Source organism: Staphylococcus agnetis, assembly GCF_011466855.1.
Classification (GTDB): Bacteria; Bacillota; Bacilli; order Staphylococcales; family Staphylococcaceae; genus Staphylococcus; species Staphylococcus agnetis.
The window spans coordinates 761,726-784,773 of sequence record NZ_CP045927.1; the positions used below are offsets into that span (position 1 = coordinate 761,726).

General features: G+C 36.2%; 31 protein-coding genes and 1 pseudogene. 31 read left to right on the forward strand and 1 reads right to left on the reverse strand.

What is annotated here, in order from left to right:
* Window positions 1-10 precede the first annotated feature (10 nt).
* Window positions 11-685: a putative HNHc nuclease gene (locus GJE18_RS03835; protein ID WP_107368744.1), complete on the forward strand. Its 675-nt coding sequence runs from the start codon at window positions 11-13 to the stop codon at window positions 683-685.
* A gap of 72 nt (window positions 686-757) precedes the next feature.
* Here GJE18_RS03835 and GJE18_RS03840 read toward each other — a convergent pair whose 3' ends face one another.
* Window positions 758-1,381, reverse strand: a complete 624-nt coding sequence (locus GJE18_RS03840; protein WP_157950716.1) for a hypothetical protein — start codon at window positions 1,379-1,381, stop codon at window positions 758-760.
* Window positions 1,382-1,443: 62 nt separating this feature from the next.
* Between GJE18_RS03840 and GJE18_RS03845 the strand changes: the two genes are divergently transcribed.
* The 30 genes and pseudogenes from GJE18_RS03845 to GJE18_RS03990 all read left to right on the forward strand — a co-directional run bounded on the left by GJE18_RS03845 (window position 1,444) and on the right by GJE18_RS03990 (window position 23,048).
* On the forward strand, window positions 1,444-2,172 hold the full coding sequence (locus GJE18_RS03845; RefSeq protein WP_107368742.1) for a conserved phage C-terminal domain-containing protein: 729 nt from the start codon (window positions 1,444-1,446) through the stop codon (window positions 2,170-2,172).
* Window positions 2,173-2,958: an ATP-binding protein gene (locus tag GJE18_RS03850; protein WP_107368741.1), complete on the forward strand. Its 786-nt coding sequence runs from the start codon at window positions 2,173-2,175 to the stop codon at window positions 2,956-2,958. It begins immediately after the preceding gene.
* A 163-nt stretch (window positions 2,959-3,121) separates the two neighbouring features.
* The gene (locus GJE18_RS03855) at window positions 3,122-3,559 is read left to right on the forward strand and encodes a RusA family crossover junction endodeoxyribonuclease (protein ID WP_107371099.1); all 438 of its coding nucleotides are present in this window, start codon (window positions 3,122-3,124) and stop codon (window positions 3,557-3,559) included.
* Window positions 3,552-4,160, forward strand: coding sequence for an SA1788 family PVL leukocidin-associated protein (locus GJE18_RS03860; RefSeq protein WP_107368739.1), 609 nt, complete (start codon window positions 3,552-3,554; stop codon window positions 4,158-4,160). Before GJE18_RS03855 ends, GJE18_RS03860 begins: the two co-directional genes overlap by 8 nt.
* A 9-nt stretch (window positions 4,161-4,169) precedes the next feature.
* Complete coding sequence (locus tag GJE18_RS03865) at window positions 4,170-4,361, forward strand: hypothetical protein (RefSeq protein WP_107368738.1); 192 nt, start codon at window positions 4,170-4,172, stop codon at window positions 4,359-4,361.
* Window positions 4,361-4,573, forward strand: a complete 213-nt coding sequence (locus GJE18_RS03870; protein WP_107368737.1) for a DUF3269 family protein — start codon at window positions 4,361-4,363, stop codon at window positions 4,571-4,573. Before GJE18_RS03865 ends, GJE18_RS03870 begins: the two co-directional genes overlap by 1 nt.
* A gap of 11 nt (window positions 4,574-4,584) precedes the next feature.
* The gene (locus GJE18_RS03875; RefSeq protein WP_107368736.1) at window positions 4,585-4,815 is read left to right on the forward strand and encodes a hypothetical protein; all 231 of its coding nucleotides are present in this window, start codon (window positions 4,585-4,587) and stop codon (window positions 4,813-4,815) included.
* Window positions 4,799-5,158, forward strand: a complete 360-nt coding sequence (locus GJE18_RS03880; RefSeq protein ID WP_107368735.1) for a thermonuclease family protein — start codon at window positions 4,799-4,801, stop codon at window positions 5,156-5,158. Before GJE18_RS03875 ends, GJE18_RS03880 begins: the two co-directional genes overlap by 17 nt.
* On the forward strand, window positions 5,159-5,407 hold the full coding sequence (locus GJE18_RS03885) for a hypothetical protein (RefSeq protein WP_107368734.1): 249 nt from the start codon (window positions 5,159-5,161) through the stop codon (window positions 5,405-5,407).
* Window positions 5,408-5,707 (forward strand): annotated as a pseudogene (locus GJE18_RS03890) (MazG-like family protein).
* Between the two features lie 38 nt (window positions 5,708-5,745).
* Window positions 5,746-5,997: a hypothetical protein gene (locus tag GJE18_RS03895; protein ID WP_107368733.1), complete on the forward strand. Its 252-nt coding sequence runs from the start codon at window positions 5,746-5,748 to the stop codon at window positions 5,995-5,997.
* 169 nt (window positions 5,998-6,166) lie between these two features.
* Window positions 6,167-6,814 carry a hypothetical protein gene (locus tag GJE18_RS03900; protein WP_107368732.1) on the forward strand — a complete coding sequence of 216 codons (648 nt, stop codon included), beginning with the start codon at window positions 6,167-6,169 and terminating at the stop codon, window positions 6,812-6,814.
* Window positions 6,815-6,841: 27 nt separating this feature from the next.
* A complete protein-coding gene (locus GJE18_RS03905) occupies window positions 6,842-7,249 on the forward strand; it encodes a hypothetical protein (RefSeq protein WP_107368731.1) in 408 nt (135 codons plus the stop codon).
* A 170-nt stretch (window positions 7,250-7,419) separates the two neighbouring features.
* Window positions 7,420-7,782 (forward strand): hypothetical protein, encoded by a 363-nt coding sequence (locus GJE18_RS03910; protein ID WP_107368730.1) that lies wholly within the window; start codon window positions 7,420-7,422, stop codon window positions 7,780-7,782.
* Between the two features lie 4 nt (window positions 7,783-7,786).
* Window positions 7,787-8,164: an HNH endonuclease gene (locus tag GJE18_RS12310; protein ID WP_107368729.1), complete on the forward strand. Its 378-nt coding sequence runs from the start codon at window positions 7,787-7,789 to the stop codon at window positions 8,162-8,164.
* Between the two features lie 92 nt (window positions 8,165-8,256).
* The gene (locus GJE18_RS03920) at window positions 8,257-8,730 is read left to right on the forward strand and encodes a phage terminase small subunit P27 family (RefSeq protein WP_105995231.1); all 474 of its coding nucleotides are present in this window, start codon (window positions 8,257-8,259) and stop codon (window positions 8,728-8,730) included.
* Window positions 8,730-10,433: a terminase large subunit gene (locus tag GJE18_RS03925; RefSeq protein WP_105995230.1), complete on the forward strand. Its 1,704-nt coding sequence runs from the start codon at window positions 8,730-8,732 to the stop codon at window positions 10,431-10,433. Before GJE18_RS03920 ends, GJE18_RS03925 begins: the two co-directional genes overlap by 1 nt.
* A 215-nt stretch (window positions 10,434-10,648) precedes the next feature.
* The gene (locus tag GJE18_RS03930; protein ID WP_198648127.1) at window positions 10,649-11,947 is read left to right on the forward strand and encodes a phage portal protein; all 1,299 of its coding nucleotides are present in this window, start codon (window positions 10,649-10,651) and stop codon (window positions 11,945-11,947) included.
* On the forward strand, window positions 11,898-12,497 hold the full coding sequence (locus GJE18_RS03935; protein WP_107368728.1) for an HK97 family phage prohead protease: 600 nt from the start codon (window positions 11,898-11,900) through the stop codon (window positions 12,495-12,497). The genes GJE18_RS03930 and GJE18_RS03935 overlap by 50 nt, the downstream gene beginning before the upstream one ends.
* A gap of 68 nt (window positions 12,498-12,565) precedes the next feature.
* The gene (locus GJE18_RS03940) at window positions 12,566-13,813 is read left to right on the forward strand and encodes a phage major capsid protein (protein ID WP_165886084.1); all 1,248 of its coding nucleotides are present in this window, start codon (window positions 12,566-12,568) and stop codon (window positions 13,811-13,813) included.
* A gap of 12 nt (window positions 13,814-13,825) precedes the next feature.
* Entirely contained in the window at window positions 13,826-13,984 is a 159-nt protein-coding gene (locus tag GJE18_RS03945; protein WP_164671795.1) for a hypothetical protein, read from the forward strand.
* A 9-nt stretch (window positions 13,985-13,993) separates the two neighbouring features.
* Window positions 13,994-14,284: a head-tail connector protein gene (locus GJE18_RS03950; RefSeq protein WP_107368726.1), complete on the forward strand. Its 291-nt coding sequence runs from the start codon at window positions 13,994-13,996 to the stop codon at window positions 14,282-14,284.
* Window positions 14,265-14,597 (forward strand): phage head completion protein, encoded by a 333-nt coding sequence (locus GJE18_RS03955; RefSeq protein ID WP_107368725.1) that lies wholly within the window; start codon window positions 14,265-14,267, stop codon window positions 14,595-14,597. Before GJE18_RS03950 ends, GJE18_RS03955 begins: the two co-directional genes overlap by 20 nt.
* Complete coding sequence (locus GJE18_RS03960; RefSeq protein ID WP_107368724.1) at window positions 14,597-14,974, forward strand: HK97-gp10 family putative phage morphogenesis protein; 378 nt, start codon at window positions 14,597-14,599, stop codon at window positions 14,972-14,974. Before GJE18_RS03955 ends, GJE18_RS03960 begins: the two co-directional genes overlap by 1 nt.
* Complete coding sequence (locus GJE18_RS03965) at window positions 14,971-15,333, forward strand: DUF806 family protein (RefSeq protein WP_107368723.1); 363 nt, start codon at window positions 14,971-14,973, stop codon at window positions 15,331-15,333. The genes GJE18_RS03960 and GJE18_RS03965 overlap by 4 nt, the downstream gene beginning before the upstream one ends.
* An 11-nt stretch (window positions 15,334-15,344) precedes the next feature.
* Window positions 15,345-16,283 carry a major tail protein gene (locus GJE18_RS03970; RefSeq protein ID WP_107368722.1) on the forward strand — a complete coding sequence of 313 codons (939 nt, stop codon included), beginning with the start codon at window positions 15,345-15,347 and terminating at the stop codon, window positions 16,281-16,283.
* Window positions 16,284-16,350: 67 nt separating this feature from the next.
* Complete coding sequence (gene gpG, locus GJE18_RS03975) at window positions 16,351-16,797, forward strand: phage tail assembly chaperone G (RefSeq protein ID WP_037568160.1); 447 nt, start codon at window positions 16,351-16,353, stop codon at window positions 16,795-16,797.
* Between the two features lie 41 nt (window positions 16,798-16,838).
* Complete coding sequence (gene gpGT / locus GJE18_RS03980; RefSeq protein WP_164671807.1) at window positions 16,839-16,982, forward strand: phage tail assembly chaperone GT; 144 nt, start codon at window positions 16,839-16,841, stop codon at window positions 16,980-16,982.
* 25 nt (window positions 16,983-17,007) lie between these two features.
* On the forward strand, window positions 17,008-21,558 hold the full coding sequence (locus GJE18_RS03985; RefSeq protein ID WP_107368721.1) for a phage tail tape measure protein: 4,551 nt from the start codon (window positions 17,008-17,010) through the stop codon (window positions 21,556-21,558).
* Window positions 21,558-23,048 carry a phage distal tail protein gene (locus GJE18_RS03990; protein ID WP_107368720.1) on the forward strand — a complete coding sequence of 497 codons (1,491 nt, stop codon included), beginning with the start codon at window positions 21,558-21,560 and terminating at the stop codon, window positions 23,046-23,048. Before GJE18_RS03985 ends, GJE18_RS03990 begins: the two co-directional genes overlap by 1 nt.

Below are 23,048 nucleotides of genomic sequence, written 5' to 3' on the forward strand. Positions count from 1 at the left end.
TTGTGATTAAATGTCACAAATCGTTAAGTATCAAAAGAATCACAAAGGTAATTACACAGTGGTTGTTACTGATGTAGAAATACCTGAACAAGCTATCGAACTATTATATTTAAACCAACCTATTGATGTTGATTGCACAGTGATAGATCCAAATTCTATCACTGGCAAACAACGTCGTAAGATATTCGCTTTAGTCAAAGATATAGAAGAGTATACGGGGCAGCCTATGGATTATATGAGGCATATGTTCATCGAGTATGTAAGAACCTATCAGGGATATGATGAACGCATTTCATTAAGCAACTGCACACGTACACAAGCAAATCAAATAATCGAAGTGATACTGGATTGGGTGTTTCACAATGACGTGCCACTCAATTACAAGACAAGTGACTTACTTAAACAAGATAAGTCATTCCTCTACTGGTCAACAGTCAATCGTAATTGCGTTATCTGCGGTAAACCTCACGCTGAACTTGCACATTATCATGCAGTAGGCAGAGGGCGCAATAGACGCAAAATAAACCATACGGATAACAAAGTATTAGCTTTATGTCCGCAACATCATCGAGAGCAGCACGACATTGGAATGGACAGTTTTAACGACAAATACCACCTACACGACAGTTGGGTGGATGTGGACGATAGGTTGAATAAAATGTTGAAAGGAGAGAAACGAAATTGAATAGATTACAAGTTATAAAAATAGCACTCCTAATCGTCATCTTGGCGGAGGAGATTAGGAATGCTAGGGCTGCTACTCTTCGGGTTTGTTAGTTAAAAGATGAAAAAAATAAGTGAAGAATAAAACCCAAATATAAAACGGGCCATTAATCGGTTGGCCATATGCCAATCTGGATAAAAAATCCAATGTTGCCCCACCACTTATTCCACCGTTTATAACAGTAATAAAATTCGACGAGGAGGTATAAATATGGTTCACATAGAACATCCAATTACTTCTATTATTATCGCTTTCATCTTGTTCAATATTTACTGGATGGGAAGAATTGACGGGTTCAGTAAAAGCCGAAGTAGAGACAACATCGACAGAAAAATTTCTGAGAGCATTAGACATTTTCAGAACTTCGTTTTTAGAAATAGTAGTCGATTCTATGAAATCATTAAGAACTTTATTAGAAAATAAGTTCTTATTAAACAAAAGGGCATTATTGACTGTTTCTAATTTTAGGTTCATAAACGTCCTGTTCCAATCATTATTCATGCTTTCGAACAATTGAAGTTGATTGTAAATACCAGTTTGTTTTATCGAACATAAAGTTTCTCTTGTAGGTTTCATAGCAATATCTACTGCACTCTGTAATGAAGATATTCGTTCGTTCAGTACGCCTCTGACATTTTTTAATGGATCGATATACATTTTATCACCCCCAATCTGATGCAAAAGCATTCAAAAAAATTATACCAGAAAGGAGAATGTAAATGACTGATCAGCCAAGTTACTACTCAATCATTACAGCTAACGTTAGATACGATAACCGCCTTACAGATAGTGAAAAGTTGTTATTCGCAGAAATCACATCATTAAGCAATAAGTATGGATACTGCACAGCAAGCAACGGTTACTTTGCGAAGTTGTATGACGTAGTCAAAGAAACTATATCCCGAAGAATATCTAAACTTACTAAATTCGGTTACTTACACATCGAAATCATTCGAGAAGGTAATGAAATCAAACAAAGAAAAATGTACCCATTGACGCAATCGTCAGTACCTATTGACGCAAAAATCAATACCCCTATTGATAATTCTGTCAATACCCCTATTGACGCAAATGTCAAAGAGAATAATACAAGTAATAATAATACAAGTATTAATAATATAAATAGAATAGATATATTGTCGGGAGACCCGACCTCATATCCTTACCGAAATGTTATTGACTACCTTAATCAACAAACAGGTAAGCACTACAAATCAACTACTAAAAAGAATCAAACGGTAATACGTGCTAGATCAGATGAAGGATTTAACCTAGACGACTTTAAGAAGGTTATTGATAACAAAGTAGCCGAATGGAAAGGTACGGATATGGAGAAGTACTTACGTCCTGAAACGTTGTTCGGCACTAAGTTTGAAGGTTACCTTAACCAACAACAATCAAACGCAGTAGATGAGGATTGGAGGAAACAATATGAAGGGGTGTTTTAGATGAATCCCTTTGAAAAGTTAGCTAACCAAGCAGGCTTTAAAAACAAAGTAATCAAACAAGAAATGGGGCTGCATTGTGATAAGTGTGGCAGAGATTACGATTACTACGAATTTGATAACGGTCAAGTGATTAAAGACGGGTGTGACTGCAACATGATAGCACTTGCTAAACAAAAGACAGAGGACTTTAAAAAGAAGCAACAACGTAATAAAGCGAACGCTATATTCAACAAATCAATTATTAACGATGATCTAGCAGACGCAACATTTGATAATTATGTACCGACAAGTCCGACATTAGAAAAAGCAAAAGCGCTGTTAGAACGATACGCTAATAACTTTAGGTTAGATAATAAACAATCAATTCTTTTATATGGTAGTTACGGCACTGGTAAGAGTCATTTATCGATGGCAACTATCAAAAGAGTAAGAGAAAAAGGTCATTCAGTATTGTACATGAACGTACCTCAACTTATTACAACGTATAAAAGCACGTATAACAAAAATACAGCCCTAACCGAAAGAGATTTAGACCAAATTATTGCAGATGTAGATTTGCTTGTACTAGATGATTACGGAACAGCATTAAGTAATTTTGGAATTCAAAAGATGTTTGAAGTGATGGAATCACGTACAGGCAAACACAACATTATAACGACAAATAACAGTAGTAAAGAATTAATACAAAATAAGGATCTAGCCAAGATATTTAGTCGCATGATGAAGAATACAACACCTATAAACATGAATGGCGAAGATTACAGAATGAGAGGTATTAACTTTTGATAGATAAACAATACATCATTAGCCACCTCCATTGTTCAGAAGTATACGCAAATAAGCTCATAGAAAGCGCACAAGGCGATGAAGAATACTTGTATGACCTATTTATACAAAAGTATTCAGAACGCAAGAGACGTAAGGCTATGACGTTATATGAGGTGGATTAATGAAAGAAACTCGAATAGAAATATTTTACACAGATAAAAATAATTTAGATAAACCAATGGGGTCGCCTAGACCTCGATTTAGAAGAGCTGGAGGCTTTGTACAAACTTACATGCCAACAACATATTCGCATCATAAAAATTTTATAGCAGAACAAATGCCGAATCTTCAAAGTGAGAATCAGTTAAAGCTAACTATTGAATTCTACTTTCCACCACTTAAAAGTTGGTCGAAGAAGTTACTTTCTACGATGATAGGAAGTTACAAGAGGACTAAACCTGACTTAGATAATTTATTAAAAACAGTGTTAGACGCAGGCAATGAAAAATTGTGGAAAGATGATAATCAAATTGTAGAAATCAGAACATTCAAAAAATATTCAGATACTGCACGAACAGTATTAGTAATTAATGAACTAGAGGAGAAAGACAATGGCTAAAAAAACAAGAGAGCAACTTTTAATAGAGAAGCGCACATTAAACACGGCTCAAGGTGTGTTTGTATTAAACGATAAAAACGTAGAAGATATAAAGTTTAATAATATGACTTTCAAAACTGTAGCACATAGATTGAATCATAATTGGACTTTAGATGAGGCAACTCAACTACAAAAAACATTTGTGCCTGATCATGAGCATAGAATTGTATTACTACTCAAAAAAGATAATAGTGACGAACAAATACGGGTGCCTTATACAAGAGTCAAAGAAGCTATGGACAAGGGGATAAATCTTCATTCAATAAAAAGAAGGTTTGGCTTGGGGTGGAGTTTAGAAAAGACTTTAACAACACCACCTAGATTATCGGCAGAAGAATTAATGTATGAAGCTATTGCGAATAGTGAAGATAAATTTCAAGACTTGGTGCGCCAAAACAGAATAAGCAAGTTTAAAGATGAAAAATTGAGAGAAGAAAAGCCACACTTATTCAATGGGACACCTCAAAAACATGGATTGACTCGATACGGTAGACATTTGCATAAGAATATCAGAATCGGCGCATACAAGATTGATTGTTATGGGCGTCAACAATTAGTGTAGGTGATTTAAATGAAAATCAGAGATTTAAACATTGATGATCATGTCGCGTTTTATACAGACAGCGAGCAAGAAAAGCCTTACGAAGGTAAAGTAACAGAACTTTACTACAACTTTAAAGGCAAAGAAATGGCACAAATAGAGTTAGACAATGCATGGTATTACAACATAACTGACGATGATGATTGGGAGGTTATTTATTGATGAACACATTCCACTTATATAATGCAGGCGAAGAAAAAGTAATGATTGTACGTGAAACTGACGGAGGCTATAACATGCGTGGGTTTCCTCAATCACATTATAGCCATGTGGACGACTTCTTCACTTACGCAGAATTTAACGAATATAAGGCTATTCATAATTTGATGTATGCAGAAGAGTTAGGCAGTCAGATTAGCATATTCGATATGTAGGAGGATTAAGAATGGTAAAGATTGATTATAAACACATATGGCAGGATTGGAAAGGAAGGCAGATGAAACTTTTTGTATCGATGTATGCAAACGCTAATCTGAGTGGCAAAAAAGAATTGATAAGAAAGTGTAATTTAAAACGTGCAGAATTAATAGAGATGGACAAATACGATGGCACACAAGAATTCCACAATCTATTACACGATTTAGAAAGGGCGAACGTAAATGACCTTAAACAATAAACTATATATTTTCAAAGCGCGTGTATTACGTGTGATTGATGGGGATACTTTAGAGATGCGCATTGATCTAGGTTTCCATACGCATACGGTACGTAAGGTTAGATTGCTGGGGGTGGATACGCCAGAACGTGGGCAAGTTAATTACAACGAGGCTAAAGCATTTACTACTCAAACTGTGCTAGGTAAGGACGTGTACGTGCAGACGTATCAAGCCGATGCTTTCGGTAGATATCTAGCTGATGTGTGGTATCAAGATGGCGATAACGAATTTAGACTAAGTCATGAATTGACTGTACGTGGTTTAGTTAAGGAAGGTAGTAAATGGAATGAGGAGGACGAGTAAATGACTGCATGGACGCTTATATTTACTGTTGTTGTTTGTGTGTTAACGGAATATTTCCTTAATCATCGATTCAACAACAAGTATGTAGGTAGGATTTGTAGTTTGGTTTTTATGCTGATTGTGATGGTGCTGTTTATCTCGGTTACTAAATTTGAAGGGGTAAAAGGCTTAGCTTTTGTCACGGCAATTTTTATTGTAAATGTGTTATACGAAATTAGAGTGCTTAATCTCACTAAGGAGGACAAATAAATGAATCAATTAATCGAAAAAGTTGAACAATGGAGCATTGATAAAGGATTACACAATGGAAATCCTGACAGACAAGCGCTGAAAGTGTGGGAGGAATCGGGAGAAATTGCAAAAGCTATGTCACGTAACTGTATAGATGAACTTAAAGACGGCATAGGCGACACAGTGGTTACATTAATAATATTGGCACAATAGCACGGCTGGACATTAGAGGAGTGTTTACAATATGCGTATGACGAGATTAAAGACAGAACAGGCGAAACAAGAAATGGAACATTCATCAAATCCGACGACTTGTAGTAAAGACATATTAGAAAAGGTAAAGGAGGTGCTACATCGTGATTAAACGATTTAAATACGTTAGTGATAAACAATTAATCAAACTAGCTAACCACTATGAAAAAGGTGGCGCCTCTAATTTAATATACGTACACGAGTTTGACGACGGCACTGTAGAGACGCTAGAAGTGTTTATGGCGGATAGTCATACGGAATACTTTAATTCTATTGACGAGATGTACGAGTTCTTTGCAGATAGTGAGCCGTTTGTCAAAGATGTGTTAGGCGGCAGGCAAGCAACGTTATTTTAAAGGAGTGATAGTATGAGATTTTTAACTGACATATTAATAATGATATTCGCTTTATTCTTATCATCTTTTTTTACAAACGTAGAAAATATTTTCTTATATGCATTTTGCATGTATGGTATTTATAAGCTAATAGATTCTTTTATAGAAAATTTAATTAGAGGTGAATAAAGTGAGTCAAGAATTGTTAAGTGGTGTTTATACTCTTGCTGGGGGCGTACTTTTGTATTCGATTAAAGAAGTAGTTAGATTTTTTGTGGATTCTAACCTTCAACGTAAGCAAATAAATTTAGAAAAAATATATCCAATATATTTGGATTGCTTTAAAAAAGCAAAGATGATGATAGGCGCTTATGTCATTCCAGTAGATCAGAAAGAATTTTTAGATTTTTTTGATGCTAATATATACAAAGGATTAGATAAGGCAAGTCAAAAAGCGTATAGAGATATTATTGCTTTCAGGCAGATGATTAATTTATCTAACAGAGTTAAGGTTATGGAAGATTTTAAAACGGACTTTAGGAATGAATTTAGTATCAATCAAATATTCTTTCGCAATTCATTTGTGATTGAAACTACAAATATAGTGTCAGAATACGAAAAAGACATATCCTATTTAAAAAATATAATAAATAACATGGAAGATAGAAAAGAATATATCAGAGTAGATAGTTTCATAACTACTGAGTATCAAAGAAAGATAAATGAATATAACTTTTATCTTGATAAGTTTCATGAGGAATTTAGAAAACACTTTAAAGTTGATAGGATGACCATAATAGAAAAGATTAAATTGTGGCTAAATAGAAAAAAACTTTGATGTTTAATTTTAGATTGGAGGACATGCATGTACAGTAAAGACGAAATACGACAGTTAATTCTAGGATATAGTTGGCGATGTAACTTACTTGAGAATAAGATTTATGAATACGATAGTACATCAACTGGACATTATGGTATTGAGTCAGCTATGCCAAAAGCACAGGGTGGTACTGGAGATAAGGTGTTAGTGAGAGTAATTCAAAACGATAGAGACATGCGCCACTCACAGAAACTTATAGATGAACTAGAATTTGTGGACAAGTATGAACGATATGTGACTAATGATAAGAACTACCACATCTTACAGTTAGTTAAACGAGGAGAAAAGATTAAGACTATTGAAAGGTTATTAAATATTAGTGAAAGGAATATTTATAATCGCATTACCACGATAATCAATATTTATGATGAAGCGCAACGCATTCATGATTAATATGCAGAAAATGCAGAGATTGCAGACTTTGCAGTAAATTATATTTTCTTAACATTATTTATTATAATCAACTTAGGAACAATAACGTTCTAGTCATACTATATATACATCCTTTAGTCCTTAAGGCACTGCACCCCCATTTGCAGTGTCTTTTTATTATGAGGTGAACTATGGAATTAAATAAGTATCAATCCATGAAACAACCCACTGACTACAATAAACATCTACTGTCATTAGTATCTGTGGTAGGTCAGTTAGTAGACAACGATGACAATGACACAGTGACGATGTTACTAGGTGATGCACTAGAACATATTACATGTATGACATCGCTTAATAATGTAACGCTAGATACTGTGGCAGGACTGAATGTAAATACGTATCAACCTGACTTACACAAGGTTATTAATAAAGGTGATGCAGTTACTTATAACAAAGACAAGTACATTGTGCATGACATCATCGGTAATCAAGTATTGATTGCAAACCAAACTAAAGATGTTGTGGTTGACATCAAAGACATAGGAAGGTGATTGGATGGGAGTAATGAGACGTTGCAATCATCCTACATGCAATGCACTTATATCATTTAATCAAACATACTGTGATAAGCATAAACCATATGTAAATGATAAATATAACGATGTAAGACGACGGAATGACCCTGAATACTTACGTTTTTATAAGTCTAGGCAGTGGCAGAGAATGCGTGAAATTGTGTTGATGGAGAATGATTATATTTGTAGATCATGTGGACGACAAGCACAAATGGTTGACCATATTATCCCGACGAAAGTTGATTGGTCGAAACGGCTGGAAAAAGAAAACTTACAGCCATTGTGTTACGAATGTCACAATCAAAAAACGAAAAGAGAGCAAAAGGAAGTCCCCCACATTAAAGAACGGGGGCAGTGAGGAAGGCGACGAAGAACGAGGCCCACTCTTCTTCTTAAAGATTTCCCTAAATTTTAATACTAGGTACTAAAATGATGATGGAGGTGCTAAAAATGGCAGGTAGACCCCGAAAACTTCTGCATAATTCGAAGAAGAATTACACTAAAGAAGAGATAGTTGAAAAAGAACGCCAAGAAGCGCAATTAAACAAATTTTCAAAAATAGATTCGCATCCACCAGACTTTTTAGATGATATCGCGAAAGAAGAATACCTAAGAATATTGCCATACATGCAAGAATTGCCTATATCAAACTTGGATAAAGCACAACTCTCACAATATTGCAGTTTTTACAGTGATTTTGTAAGAGCAAGTCTGCATTTGGAGGCAACAGGTGGCGTTGTTATTGAAGGAGCGAATGGAGAATCTAAAGTAAATCCTGCTTTTACTGCTAAAGAGAAATCGGGTATAAGAATGCAACAAGTAGCTAACACACTAGGATTAACAATTGATAGCCGATTACGCATTGTTGTGTCTGAAGAAAAAGAGGATGATGACCCATTCAAAGAGTTTGTGAGTGACGATTGATGTTAGATTACACAACAATTTATGCTCAAAAAGTAGTCAAAGGTGAGATTCTTGTAAGTAAGAAGAATTTTAAAGTGGCTGAACGTCATTTGAATGATTTAAAACACCCACCCGAAGATTGTTATTGGGATGTTGAAAAAGCAAATAAAGCAATAAAATTTATTGAGATGTTACCTGATCCTAAAACGAACGAACCCATGCCATTAATGCTATTCCAAAAGTTTATTGTTGGTAGTATTTACGGTTGGCGCCGTGATGGAGGCTTTAGACGCTTTACTAAAGGATATGTAAGTATGGCACGTAAACAAGGTAAATCGCTAGTTGTGTCAGGAATGTCGCTAAATGAATTGTTATTTGGTCAATACCCGAAATACAACCGACAAATATATGTATCATCATCAACTTACAAGCAAGCTAAAACAATATTTAAGATGGCAAGTCAACAAATCAAGTTGTTACGTAATAAAAGTGATTTGATACGTAAATCAACAGAAGTACGTAAAACAGACCTTGCCCATATAACGTCAGAGAGCGTGTTTGAGCCACTTTCTAACAATCCAGATGCAGTTGATGGTAAAGACCCAACAGTGGCTATACTGGACGAGCTAGCAAGCATGCCAGACGATGAAATGTATTCAAGATTTAAAACGGGTATGACGTTACAGAAGAATCCACTCACTCTCTTAATTTCAACGGCAGGGGACAACTTGAACAGTCAAATGTACCAGGAATATAAATACATCTCTAAAATTTTATCAGGCGAAGTTAAAGCGGATAATTACTTTGTTTATTGTGCAGAAATGGATTCAGAAGATGAAGTGAATGACGAATCACTGTGGATTAAGGCAATGCCGCTTTTAGAGTCTGAAGAACATAGAGACACAATACTGAGAAATATTAAAGCGGATATTCAAGATGAATTAGAAAAAGGTACGTCATTTCATAAGATTTTGATTAAAAACTTTAACCTTTGGCAAGCGAACAAAGAAGATAGCTTAATCAATATTAATGAATGGGAATCAATCGAAGTGAATCGTGATGATTATAGTTTGTACGGCAAAGACGTTTATATCGGTGTCGATTTATCAAGACTTGACGACTTAACTTCTGTAGGGTTTATATTCCCAACAGATGATGGTGATATGTTAATTGACAGCCATTCGTTTATTGGATTAAGGACCACGCTCGAACAGAAGTCGAAACGTGACAAGATTAATTATGATAAATTAATTAATACAGGTGAGGCAGAAGTGACAACATCTGAGAGTGGCATGATTGATTATAAGCGTGTTATTGAGTATATATTCGACGTTGTGGAAGAGTATCAATTAAACGTAAAAGCATTGTGTTATGATCCATGGAATGCACAGTCATTTGTGACCACACTAGAATCCATGGTAATTGATTGGCCACTAATTGAAGTTGGGCAAAGTTTCAGAAGTCTTTCACAGCCTATTAAGCAATTTCGAGTATGGGTTGCTGAAAAGACGATTAAACATTTTGGTAATAACCTATTAACCATTGCCGTAAATAACGCTGTTTTAATTTACGACGGAGAGGACAACGTTAAGATTAACAAGAAGATGAATCGACAAAAGATTGACCCCATCATCTCTGTCATAACTGCTTTTAGTGAAGCGAGTATGCATGAATTCGAGGTGGATTGGTCATCAATATATGAAAATGAAGAATTCGGATTTTAAAGGAGGTGCGATGATGAAATTAAACAAACTTTTAATACCGTTAAAACTATTGGTTGTTAACATTGTTAGCATCCTTTTTTTATTAGGTTTAATCATAATGAATACCGCAACTTACTTAGCATTTGGAGTTGAGTTAGGACTAGCTAACACAGGCGTTTTCCTAGTGGTTATTGCGTTAATCATTGACAACGAATCACGGGAGAGGAGGTGATTAAGTGGGTATCTTCTTAAGAAACGAAAATAGAGATTTACAGTATAACGAAGATGATCTACAAATGATGGTTCAGACGTTACCTGGTTTTCAGGGTACTAATTTAAGGCAGTATACGCCTATAGATGCCATTAAGCACAGTGACATTTTTACAGCAGTAATGATGATTGCGTCTGATTTAGCACGTATGCCGATTAGATTAAACGTTAACGGCCAGATTGATTATAGCAATAAGATTGTCAATCTATTAAATACAAGACCAAATTCACTGTATAACGGCTATATTTTTAAATTGGTTGTATTTGCCAATGCTTTATTAACATCTCATGGTTACGTTGAAATCACACGTGATAAGTTGGGTAATCCGGTTAGTTTAACTTTTAGAAAAACTTCAGAAGTAGAATTAAAATCTGACCGAATGGGACGTCCTTATTATTCACATGAACGTACTGATGATAACGGTAAGTTTATTAGGCGAGATATTAAATATGAAGATATGTTAGACATTAAATTCTATTCATTAGACGGGATTCATGGATTGTCGTTACTTGATACACTGAGCAAGACTATTGATTCTGATAACAATGGTAAGGACTTTTTAAACAACTTCTTACGTAATGGCACGCATGCAGGCGGAATACTTAAGATGAAAGGCGTCTTAAACGATAAAAAAGCAAGAAACCGTGCAAGAGAAGAATTCCACAAAGCATTCAGCGGTACTAAACAAGCCGGTAAAGTGGTTGTGCTTGATGAATCGATGACATTCGACCAGTTAGAAGTCGACACTGAAGTGTTAAAGTTAATTCGTGAGAATAAATCGTCCACACGTGAGATTGCCGGTGTATTTGGTATACCGTTGCATAAATTCGGTATCGAAACAACGAATATGAGCATTACAGACGCAAATCTTGACTACCTTTCAACGTTAAAACCTTACATTACATGTGTTTGTGCAGAATTAAATTTTAAATTTAACGACGAATACACAGATAAAGTTTGTGAATTTAAATTCGACACCACTGAAATACGTGTGGTTGATGAAAAGACACAAGCTGAAATCGATAAAATTAATATCGATTCGGGGAAAACAAACATTGATGAAGTCCGTAAACGTGATGGATTACCGCCTATACCTGGTGGTTACGGTAGTATCCATCGTGTTGACCTCAACCACGTGAATATTGCGCTTGTTGATGAGTACCAAATGAATAAATCACGTGGTACTGATAACAAATTGAAAGGTGGTGAGGAAGATGGCAAAGGAAACGAGAATCGGAAATATCACAGAAGTCCGTTCGAATGATGATAATGAAATGGTCATTGAAGGTTACGCTTTGAAATTCGACACATGGTCGGAAAATTTAGGTGGTTTTAAAGAAACAATTTCACGTAGCGCTTTAGAAAACACTGATTTGTCTGATGTACGTTGCTTAGTAGATCATGTACCGTCGCAAATTATCGGCAGAACGAAATCGGGAACATTAGAACTGGAGACTGATGATATTGGGTTGAAATACCGTTGTAAATTACCGAATACAACGTTTGCACGTGACTTGTACGAGAATATGCGTGTAGGTAACATCAATCAATGTTCGTTTGGTTTTATGCTTGATGAGCAAGGTGATGAAATGCGTTTTGACCAACAAGAAAACATCTACAAACGTACTTTAAAAGCGATACGTGAGCTGACAGATGTATCTGTGGTGACCTATCCGGCATACAAAGATACGGATGTTAAACCGGCATTACGTAGTATTGAAAACATTGAAAATGAAAAACGCAAAAAAGTGTTAGAGTTAAAACTTAAAAAACATTCAATTACAAATAAGCTTGGTGAAGTTGGACACCATTAACAAATACAACCATTGGACGTGCTAAAAAGCGACGTCTATTTTTTATGTAAAATTTAGGAGGAATATTAATGAATAAAAAAGATATATTACTTTCCGAAATATCGGATTTAAAACGTAGTATTGATTTAAAAATCGGATTCGCAACGCGTGCATTAAACAATGATGAGTTAGAGAAAGCAGAAACTTTGGAAAAGGAAATCGCTGATCTACGTTCTCAAATTCAAGAAAAAGAAGCAGAGTTAAAGAAATTACAAGAGAAAGACAATACTGAAGAAACAGACGCACAACCAGTTGTAGTTGAACCAACACGTGCATACCGTCAAGCACCAAACTTAAATGAGTTAGGCGTTTCAATTCAGGATACTAAAGTGACATCACAAGAAGTAGGTGATTTTACTAATTATCTTGAGACACGCGAAGACATTAAGGGTGGCTCTTTAAAAACGGATTCAGGCTTTGTAGTTATTCCGGAAGAAATTGTAACTGACATTCTCAAATTAAAAGAGGTTGAGTTTAACCTTGATAAATATGTCACTGTTAAGCGTGTAACGAACGGTTCAGGTAAATACCCGGTTGTACGTCAATCAGAAGTTGCAGCGCTTGAAAAGGTAGAAGAATTAGAAGAAAACCCTGAATTAGCGGTTAAACCATTCTTCCAATTAGCATACGACATCGACACACACCGTGGTTACTTCCGTATCTCTCGTGAAGCAATTGAAGATGCGAAAGTTAACGTGTTACAAGAATTGAAGTTATGGATGGCACGTACGATTGCAGCTACACGTAACAAAGCGATTATTGATGTAATTAATAAAGGTTCAACTGGATCAACTACTTCAGGTTTTGAAAAAGAGGGCGCTAAATTAGAAACTAAGAAAGCGAAATCTTTAGACGACATTAAAGACGCTGTGAACTTAAATGTGAAACCTAACTACGAGCATAATGTAGCGATTGTGTCTCAAACGATGTTTGCGAAATTAAACAAAATGAAAGACAAATTAGGTAACTACTTAATCCAACCTGACGTTAAAGAGAAAACGCAACAACGTTTATTAGGTGCTAAAGTGGAAATCTTGCCTGATGAAATGCTCGGTGAAAAAGGCGCTAACAAATTAATCATTGGTAACTTAAAAGACGCTATCGTGTTATTTGACCGTTCCCAATACCAAGCGTCATGGACAGACTACATGCATTTTGGTGAGTGCTTAATGGTTGCAGTACGTCAAGATTGCCGTATTTTAGATTATAAATCAGCTATTGTCATTGAATATGATGATAGCCAACTGCCAGAAGAAGACCATATGGAAACACTATAGAGGTGATTGAAAGTGGCAAAATATAAAGTGAAAACGGCTTATATTGATAAAGAATTACAAAAGGTGTTAAGAGTAGGCGACGAAGTTGATATGACGGTAAAACGCGCCAATGAAGTTAATAAAAACGGAACACCACAAAACGGTATTTTAGAACGTATCGATGTTAAGTAGGTGATAGCAGTGAGTGATTTACAGCTATTAAAGAAACATTGCAAAATAGACCACAATTCAGAAGATGATTTACTGGAGATGTATTACGAATGGGCAAAAGAGGATATAGCAAGTGCGGTTACTGACGATATGGCTTGGTTAGAGGAGCAAACATTATTTAGAACTGCAGTATACCCACTCACTGCTTATTACTTTGAAAATCGTTTGGCTTTTTCAGAAAGGAACCTTAACTATGCACCACACATGGTATTAAGTGTTGTGCATAAGTTGCGGTCAGCGTATGAAATTCAATTCGAATAGGTTAAACGAACGTGTCACTTTTTGCCATGACACCAGTAAATCAATCAATGGTCTACCACAAAAGCCAATGACAGAGGAGCTATACAGCTGTTATGCATGTATTCAAGATGCGAGAGAATCAGATATGCAGACAAGCCTAACCACAAGTTCACAATTCATTAAAACTATCATCATACGCGATCCACGAGGAGACTATAAGCCAAACAATAAGCATTATGTAATACATGATGGGGATAAATACCAAATCAAATACGTTAAAAAGGACTATGAAGATAAGTCTTATGTGCGTGTTTATTGCGAGGTGGTTTTCTAATGGGTGCTAAGATTGAAAAAAATGACATCGAACAAGGGTTAGTTAGAAAGCGATTAGAATTTAATTCGTCACAAAATCGTGTATTAAAAGCCGGTGCAATGGCACTTACACCTTTGCTTAAGCGTAACACGCCAGTCAGTAAGAACAAAAGACATGCCAAGGACAACATCGCTGTGTCGAACATTCGAACTGACCGTGATTCAAATGAAAAGTATGTGCTTATAGGATATACAAAAGGCTATTCACACCGTATTCACGCAACTGAATTTGGCACTATGTATCAACGTCCTCAATTGTGGATGACTAAAACAGAGAAAGACGGTAGTAAGCTGGTGTATAAAGCTATGCTTACCGCTATGAAAAGGGTGATGAAATGAATGTGACTGATATTATTTACAAGAAACTCATTGCCGAAAAGCGTATCACGGTTGAGGATAATATTTTTAAATACGAGGTTCCTGAAAATTTTCATGAATCGACGAATCAACCCATCGTTAGGATTACCCCGTTGCCGTATAATCCTGATGAATATGCGGATAACGAAGAGTTTACGAGAGAATATGACTTTCAAATTGATATTTGGTGGTCAACAGATGAACCACATGAGCAAGCAGAAGCAATTGTGGAGAATCTAAAGCAATTAAATTTTAAATCATATTACAGAGAACCTATGTACGAAGTTGAAACTCTAACTTTTAGAGAAATCATACGTGCGTCAGGTTCTCTATTATTTTAGGAGGATTATAAATGGAAAAATTAAAGTTGAATTTGCAGCACTTTGCAGAAACTAAAGGTGTTTCGGGCATTGCTATCGGTGTTACTAATTTCTACTGGGCGCCGATTAAAACAGATGACGGAGAAAAATTTGAAGTAGAAAGTGGACACCGTACACGATTTTTAAAAGAAATCGAAGTTGACCGTCCACAAGAAGTTGAAGAAGAATACGGCGATAATATGGTCGCTGCGACTGCAGTATCGAATGGTAAGTTATCAGTTAAAACAACATTTGTATCAATTCCTGCAGAACAAAAGGCATTCTTAGCAGGGGCTAAAAAAGGTAAAAACGGCTTTAAATATGGTGCTAATGACATCCCACCTGATGTGGCGGTTGTATTCGAACGTACTAACCATGATGGATCATCTGAATGGGTAGGTTTATTCAAAGGTAAATTCACGCGTCCAAACTTATCAGGACAAACAAAACAAGATAAAGTTGAATTCCAAAACGATGAAGTAGAAGGTTCATTCGTAGATCGTTTATACGATGAGTCATCACATGTAACTGGCTTCGACAAAAAAGGCGCTAATGCAGGACGTGATTATGTATTTACTGAAACTTTTGGTAAAACATTCGATGAGTTTATCAAAGACCTCGACCAAGAATTTGAAATGGAAGAGGATAAAAAAGCGATGCCGGGAAAGACGAGTAAGAAAGAGGTAACGCGTGTATCTCTTTCTAAACCGTCAACAACAATTAAACAAGGTGAAACTGAACAGTTATCAGCTACAACTGAACCACTAGGACAACCCGTAACATATAAAGTTACTGAAGGTGAAGAGTATATCGAAGTTACACCTGAAGGTTTAGTGACTGCAAATGAAGTCGGTAGAGGTGTTGTAACCGCTACTTCTGGTGACCAATCAGACACAATTAATGTAGAAGTAACAAGTAATTTCGAAATGTAATTTAAGAGGGGCAACCACCCCTCTTTTATTTTTGCGCAAAAATAAAAAATGAAAGTAGGAATTTATAATGGCAAGAACTTCAATCGAACTAATTACAGGTTATACAAAGGCGGGTAAGCCACAGACTAAAAAGTATTTGGCTAAACCAAGTTTGTCACTATTTGACACTATTCAAGGTTCTAAATTGTCAACACGATTAACAAAAGCGTTCAGACAACCAGACTTTGAAGAATTATCACAAGAAGAATTCGAGAATTTAAGCGAAACTGAACAAAAAGAGTACCAAGCTAAGATTGAAGAATACCAAGAACAAGTCGCTCAGCAATTTGATGTACTAGATGAGGTAACGACATTTGTTGCTGAAGGATTCGATAATCAATTTACATCTGAAGAATTACAAAAAGGTATTCCAGCGGGTCCAGAAGGACTGAACACTTTAGTAACAGTGCTAGAAAAGCTGATCGCAGGAGATGTGGACGACACAAAAAAGTTCGTGACCGAGCAGAAGAAATAAATCCTGAGGACTTAACACCTGAAGGTAGATACAACAACTATATGAAAGTTGCGAAGCAGTTAATTGATGAAGGCATGGATCCTGAAAAAGTGGCGAACATGCCAATTCATTTCTTTTTAGAGATTGTTAATTCGAGAGTCGAACACAAGAAGAAAGCAACTAGCTTTGCGCAAGTGTTCGGCTAATTTTTTGAAGAAAGGAGGAAACTAGATGCCAACAGTAGCAGGTAATATGGTCATAAAAGTTGATTTAGACGGGTCGGGGTTTAATCGTGGTATTACTGGATTGAATCGACAAATGCGCATGGTTTCAAGAGAAATGAGCGCCAACCTTTCAAAGTTTGGGCGTTATGATCAATCGCTTGAAAAGTCAAAAGTGAAAGTTGATGGATTAACGAAACGCCAACAAATTCAAGCTCAAAAAGTCAGAGAATTGAAAAACAATTATGACCAGTTATCGAGAGAAACTGGGGAGAATAGCGCTAAAACACAAGCAGCAGCTGCTAAATATAATGAAGCTTATGCCGAATTAAATAAATACGAACGTGAACTTAATGAAGCAACAGCTGAAATGAAAGCTTTGGAGCGTCAACAACAAGTTTTAAACACGACTATGGGTAAGATTGGTAATAAATTTAGTGAGTTGGGACCACGCTTGCAAGAAATTGGCAGTAAAATGCAGTCAGTTGGTCGTAACATGAGCATGTATGTAAGTGCGCCAATTGTTGCCGGGTTTGGTGCAGCAGTTAAGAAGAGTATAGACTTCGATGACTCAATGCGTAAAGTTAAAGCAACTTCAGGTGCTACGGGTAGTGAATTCCAACAACTACGTGATAAAGCACTTGAGATGGGTGCTAAAACAAAATTTAGTGCCAGTGAATCCGCCGATGCATTAAACTACATGGCGCTTGCCGGTTGGGATACTAAAGATATGCTAGGCGGTATTGATGGTGTCATGCAGTTAGCGGCAGCATCAGGTGAAGATTTAGGACAAGTGAGTGACATTGTAACGGACAGTTTAACTGCATTTGGAATGAAAGCGAAAGATAGCGGACACTTTGCCGATGTCTTAGCACAAACAAGCTCTAAAGCTAACACTGATGTACGTGGTTTAGGTGAAGCATTTAAATATGCAGCGCCAGTAGCAGGGGCTTTAGGATACACTGTGGAAGATACATCCATAGCAATTGGTTTGATGTCTAATGCAGGTATTAAAGGAGAAAAAGCCGGGACTGCATTACGTACAATGTTTACCAACTTATCAAAGCCCACAGGCGACATGAAAAAGAAGATGGATGAGTTAGGTATATCTATTACTGATAGTAACGGGAACATGTTACCAATGCGTGATGTAATGGATCAATTACGTGGTAAGTTCAAAAATCTATCTAAAGAGCAACAAGCGAATGCTGCATCCACAATATTTGGTAAAGAAGCCATGAGTGGTGCGTTAGCAATTATTAATGCGTCTGATGAAGATTATCAAAAGTTAACAAAGTCAATTGACGGTTCTAAAGGTGCTGCGAATCGTATGTCCAAAGAAATGGAAGGCGGTATTGGTGGTTCACTTCGTCAAATGAAATCGGCTATTGAATCGTTAGCGATTAGTATAGGTGACGTAATGGCACCGTACATTAAAAAGTTAGCGGAATGGGTATCACATGCAGCAAGTAAATTAAATGAGATGCCTAAAGGTACGCAAAAGATAGTTGTCGGTCTAGGTTTAGTAGCCGCTGCAATAGGTCCTTTACTTGTAACACTAGGTGTAATGGTGTCTACAATAGGTAGTGCAATGACTGTAATAGGTCCGTTGATGACAAGCATTAAAACGTTAAGCTTTATTACTAAAGGTTGGGCGTTAGCGACTGGCTTTCTAAATACTATTCTAGGTGTGGCAAAAGGACAAATAGCATTACAAACAGTCTTAACTGGTAAGTATTCATTAGTCACTAAAACGGCTGCACTTGTAACACGTGGTTTAGGTTTAGCAATACGATTTATGACTGGTCCCGTTGGTCTTGTAATAACTGCAGTAGGTTTATTAGTTGCTGCAATTGTCCATTTGTGGAGGAATAACGAGACGTTCCGTAATAATGTAATTAAAATATGGAATACTATTAAAGATGGTTTGTTGACTATTTGGAATGGTATTAAAACATTCGGTATTGCAGTATGGAATGGATTAAAAACCGGCGTAATGTACATCGTTCAGACATGGTGGACGTTAATGAAAGCTTACTTTAATATATGGAAAGCTGTGATAACCACTATATTCAACACAATTAAAAATGTCATCATTGGTGTGTGGAATACCATTAAATCTGTGACGATGTTTATCATTAATGCTTGGAAGACTGGAATTACGGCAATTTTTAACGGGTTACTTATAATCATTAAAGGCATACTAAATTTATACAAAAATGCATTTATTAATACTTGGAATTTGATTAAATTTGCTGTTATGTCTGTAGCACGTGCAATAGCTAATGTAGTAATCAATAGTTGGAATAACATTAAAAATGCAACTATATTTATTTTCAATTTAGTCAAAGGCATTATTACTACAATTTTGAGTTCGATAAAATCAACGATGTACAGATTGGCAAGTGGCGCGTATCAAATTGTCAAAAATATTTGGTATTCATTAAGTCGCACGACACAAAATATTTTTTCGAGTTTACGAGCATGGATTTCTAGTGTGTGGTCCAGTATTAAAAATTCTGTCGTTAGATATGTCAGGATTTTATGGGACGGCGTTAAACGTACTTGGTACAATTTATTCGACGGAACACGCAATATATTTAATCGCGTTAAATCATTCCTAGTTGATAAGTGGGATTCAATTAAACGTGCAGTTACTGGTATAGCAAGTGATTTATGGGGTGCTGTAAAACGTACGTTTAACAATATGAAAAACGGGCTTGCAAATATTATAGATAAAATCAAAGGTCATATTGGTGGAATGGTTAGTGCCATTAAAAAAGGTTTGAATGGATTAATTGACGGTTTAAACTGGGTAGGCTCTAAATTGAGTTTACCTAAAATACCTAAATTATCCACAGGTACACAACGCATTAACCGACATATAAGCACGACATCTGATGGACGCCTTAAACACGGTACTATGGCAGTCGTGGGAGATAAAGGTCCTGGTAACGGCAGAGGTATTGATGGCAGAAGAGAATTAATCCAATACCCAAACGGACGCACGGCATTAACACCTGCCAAAGACACGACTACATTTTTGCCTAAAGGGTCACGTGTAATTAGTGGTAGTATGCGACAACAGATGTTATCTACTGGCACGCTTCCACACTTAAGTCTTGGTACATGGTTTAATAATGCCAAAGATTGGGTCGGCGATAAAGTTAGAGGCGCTGGCGAGTGGCTTACTGATAAAATTGGTGATGTCCTAGATTATATTGATGACCCGGCTAAATTATTTAATAAGTTACTGTCTAACCTAGGCATCAACTTTGATTCCATAACAAAAGGTATGGGATTAGTTGGAGACATCACACGTGCCGCTTTCAATAAAATCAAAAAGGGTGCCATTGACTGGATGCAAAGTGGTTTCGATTCTCTTGGTGGTGAATTAGTCGGTGGTATTTTAGACCCTGACAAAATTAACTATCATTACGGACACACTGCAGCATATACTGCAGCAACAGGTAGACCATTCCATGAAGGTGTCGATTTTCCTTTTGTTTATCAAACTGTACGTACGCCGATGGGTGGAAGGTTGACGCGTATGCCGTTTATGAGTGGGGGTTATGGTAACTATGTAAAAATTACAAGTGGTGCGATAGATATGTTATTTGCTCACTTAAAAGACTTTAGTAAGTCACCACCATCAGGATCAACTGTTAAGCCAGGTGATGTTGTTGGATTGACTGGTAACACTGGATTTAGTACAGGACCACACTTGCACTTTGAAATGCGTCGAAACGGTCGACACTTCGACCCTGAACCATATTTAAGGAAAGCGAAAGCAAATGGTAGATTAAATGTTGGTGGTGGTAAAGGTTATCCATCAGGTAGTGGCGCAACATATGCAAGTCGCATTATTAGACAAGCACAAAATGTGTTAGGTGGTCGTTATAAATCACGATATATTCATGATGCGATGATGAGACTTGCTAAGCGTGAATCTAATTACCAACCAAACGCGGTTAACAATTGGGATATTAATGCACAACGTGGCACACCTTCAAAAGGCTTGTTCCAAATGATTCAACCGACATTTATGGCTAACGCTAAATCGGGTTACACAAATTTTAATAATCCACTGCACCAAGGCATATCTGCATTACAATATATCGTTAGAAGATATGGTTGGGGTGGCTTTAATCGTGCTGCAGCATACGCATATAAAACTGGTGGTCTCGTCCACAATGGCTTATATCATTTAGGTGACGACGGTTATCCTGAATGGATTATCCCTACAGACCCTAGCCGTGCAGATGACGCAGCTAAATTACTTGCTTTGGCTAGTAATGATATTAGTAAGAATAAACGTCCTAAACACTTTAGTAGCCCTAATGTGGGTGGTAATGGCGATAGCTATTTAGAGAAAAAGTTAGACACAATGATTGGTTTACTAATTAAATTGGTTGGGTCTAACGAAGAAATCGCAAATAAGGATTACGAACCAGTGATTGATAACTTCGGTTTAGGTGATTTTATCAACAAAACCGTAGATAAAAGAGAACGTGACACATCACGTAAACAAAGATTTAACGCAGGAGGTGTGTTTGCTTAATGAACGATACAATAATAGTTAATGATAAGACACTTCCGTGGTTGTTTGTGCAAAGAGGGTTTAAAATACCCTCTTTTAATTTTGCCATAAAAACGGAAAAAGTAGATGGCAGACCTGGTAGCGTTTATCAAGGTCGTAGTTTAAATGAATACAATTTCGAATTACCGCTAGTTATCAGTAATGACCGTTTAACACATAGTGGCATGAAGTCACACGACGACATTTTGAATGAGTTGGTTAAATTCTTTAACTACGATAAGTCAGTTAAATTACAATTTAAATCAAAAGAATGGTACTGGAATGCACACTTTGAAGGTCCTATTGAGTTATTCAGCAAAACTGAAAACCATATTAATATGGTTAATTTAAAAGTGGTTTTAACTGATCCTTACAAGTATTCTGCAAAAGGTACTAAAAATACTGCAATTAGTGATGCAGTAAGTGTTGTTAATACAGGTACTGCAGATACACCAATAGTTGTGGAAGCAAGGGCATTGAAAAATTCCAATTATTTTATGATCACTAAAAAAGATGAAGATTACTTTATGATTGGTGATGATGATGTGGATAATAAAGTTAAAGATTACTCTCCTTTAATTCTAGGTGATGAGTTACGCACATTAAGTGGTTGGAATAAGCAATCTTCTAATAATATAAATGATAATTATACAGGTGGTGCAGTTGGTGGTACATTTGGACAATCCACAAGTAAAGAAAGTGTTTATTTAAACACTGAAAGTATTAATGGCGAGGGTTGGCAAGGTGCAATGTACAAACGTAGCTTTAGTAAGCAAATCAACAACTTCAGTGTGACATTTAAAATTGCAGTGAATCAAAAACGTAAGGGCGCAAATCGAACAACGCAATATTTATATGACACTGATGGACGCGTAATTGCGTCGATTGGATATACTAACCCTAATGCAAATCAAGTAATAGGACGAATAATTATTTGTTTATATAATCAGAGTGGCGAACCTAAAAAGATTTATGACTATAAAAATAATCCTACGATTTATGGTATGGATGAATTTGTTGTATACATGCGCTTAACACGTATTGGCAAGGAATTCACGATTAAGACTTGGAAGTATAGAGAAATACCTTATCCATTACGTAAGATTGCGTTTGATACACATGAAGTTACATTTACTGATAAAGGCGATTTCTATAATCGACCAATAAGTGCAGTTTCGATTTATTCTGCTAAAAACGGGACTAATAACTTTATGCCAGTGTTTTTATTAGGTAGTTACATTCGTGAATTATTAGAAAAGCCACCTGGAGAAAACGATATGATCATAAAAAGTGGTGATGATATTGTGGTAGATATGGCTAATAATTTAGTAATGGTTAACGGCGAACCATTCATTCACGAAAAAACATTTGGAAGTGACTATTTCAATGTAGAAACTGGTCACACAGAATTGATTATTCAACCGCCTAATACGTTTGATACGACAGTAAAATGGCAAGATAGGTGGTATTAA

Bases quoted from the DNA above. Each gene is read 5' to 3' on its own strand.
- GJE18_RS03835 (WP_107368744.1), top strand. From the start codon at position 11: ATGTCACAAATCGTTAAGTATCAAAAGAATCACAAAGGTAATTACACA.
- GJE18_RS03840 (WP_157950716.1), bottom strand. From the start codon at position 1,381: ATGTATATCGATCCATTAAAAAATGTCAGAGGCGTACTGAACGAACGA.
- GJE18_RS03845 (WP_107368742.1), top strand. From the start codon at position 1,444: ATGACTGATCAGCCAAGTTACTACTCAATCATTACAGCTAACGTTAGA.
- GJE18_RS03850 (WP_107368741.1), top strand. From the start codon at position 2,173: ATGAATCCCTTTGAAAAGTTAGCTAACCAAGCAGGCTTTAAAAACAAA.
- GJE18_RS03855 (WP_107371099.1), top strand. From the start codon at position 3,122: ATGAAAGAAACTCGAATAGAAATATTTTACACAGATAAAAATAATTTA.
- GJE18_RS03860 (WP_107368739.1), top strand. From the start codon at position 3,552: ATGGCTAAAAAAACAAGAGAGCAACTTTTAATAGAGAAGCGCACATTA.
- GJE18_RS03865 (WP_107368738.1), top strand. From the start codon at position 4,170: ATGAAAATCAGAGATTTAAACATTGATGATCATGTCGCGTTTTATACA.
- GJE18_RS03870 (WP_107368737.1), top strand. From the start codon at position 4,361: ATGAACACATTCCACTTATATAATGCAGGCGAAGAAAAAGTAATGATT.
- GJE18_RS03875 (WP_107368736.1), top strand. From the start codon at position 4,585: ATGGTAAAGATTGATTATAAACACATATGGCAGGATTGGAAAGGAAGG.
- GJE18_RS03880 (WP_107368735.1), top strand. From the start codon at position 4,799: ATGACCTTAAACAATAAACTATATATTTTCAAAGCGCGTGTATTACGT.
- GJE18_RS03885 (WP_107368734.1), top strand. From the start codon at position 5,159: ATGACTGCATGGACGCTTATATTTACTGTTGTTGTTTGTGTGTTAACG.
- GJE18_RS03905 (WP_107368731.1), top strand. From the start codon at position 6,842: ATGTACAGTAAAGACGAAATACGACAGTTAATTCTAGGATATAGTTGG.
- GJE18_RS03910 (WP_107368730.1), top strand. From the start codon at position 7,420: ATGGAATTAAATAAGTATCAATCCATGAAACAACCCACTGACTACAAT.
- GJE18_RS12310 (WP_107368729.1), top strand. From the start codon at position 7,787: ATGGGAGTAATGAGACGTTGCAATCATCCTACATGCAATGCACTTATA.
- GJE18_RS03920 (WP_105995231.1), top strand. From the start codon at position 8,257: ATGGCAGGTAGACCCCGAAAACTTCTGCATAATTCGAAGAAGAATTAC.
- GJE18_RS03925 (WP_105995230.1), top strand. From the start codon at position 8,730: ATGTTAGATTACACAACAATTTATGCTCAAAAAGTAGTCAAAGGTGAG.
- GJE18_RS03935 (WP_107368728.1), top strand. From the start codon at position 11,898: ATGGCAAAGGAAACGAGAATCGGAAATATCACAGAAGTCCGTTCGAAT.
- GJE18_RS03940 (WP_165886084.1), top strand. From the start codon at position 12,566: ATGAATAAAAAAGATATATTACTTTCCGAAATATCGGATTTAAAACGT.
- GJE18_RS03955 (WP_107368725.1), top strand. From the start codon at position 14,265: ATGAAATTCAATTCGAATAGGTTAAACGAACGTGTCACTTTTTGCCAT.
- GJE18_RS03960 (WP_107368724.1), top strand. From the start codon at position 14,597: ATGGGTGCTAAGATTGAAAAAAATGACATCGAACAAGGGTTAGTTAGA.
- GJE18_RS03965 (WP_107368723.1), top strand. From the start codon at position 14,971: ATGAATGTGACTGATATTATTTACAAGAAACTCATTGCCGAAAAGCGT.
- GJE18_RS03970 (WP_107368722.1), top strand. From the start codon at position 15,345: ATGGAAAAATTAAAGTTGAATTTGCAGCACTTTGCAGAAACTAAAGGT.
- gpG (WP_037568160.1), top strand. From the start codon at position 16,351: ATGGCAAGAACTTCAATCGAACTAATTACAGGTTATACAAAGGCGGGT.
- gpGT (WP_164671807.1), top strand. From the start codon at position 16,839: ATGAAAGTTGCGAAGCAGTTAATTGATGAAGGCATGGATCCTGAAAAA.
- GJE18_RS03985 (WP_107368721.1), top strand. From the start codon at position 17,008: ATGCCAACAGTAGCAGGTAATATGGTCATAAAAGTTGATTTAGACGGG.
- GJE18_RS03990 (WP_107368720.1), top strand. From the start codon at position 21,558: ATGAACGATACAATAATAGTTAATGATAAGACACTTCCGTGGTTGTTT.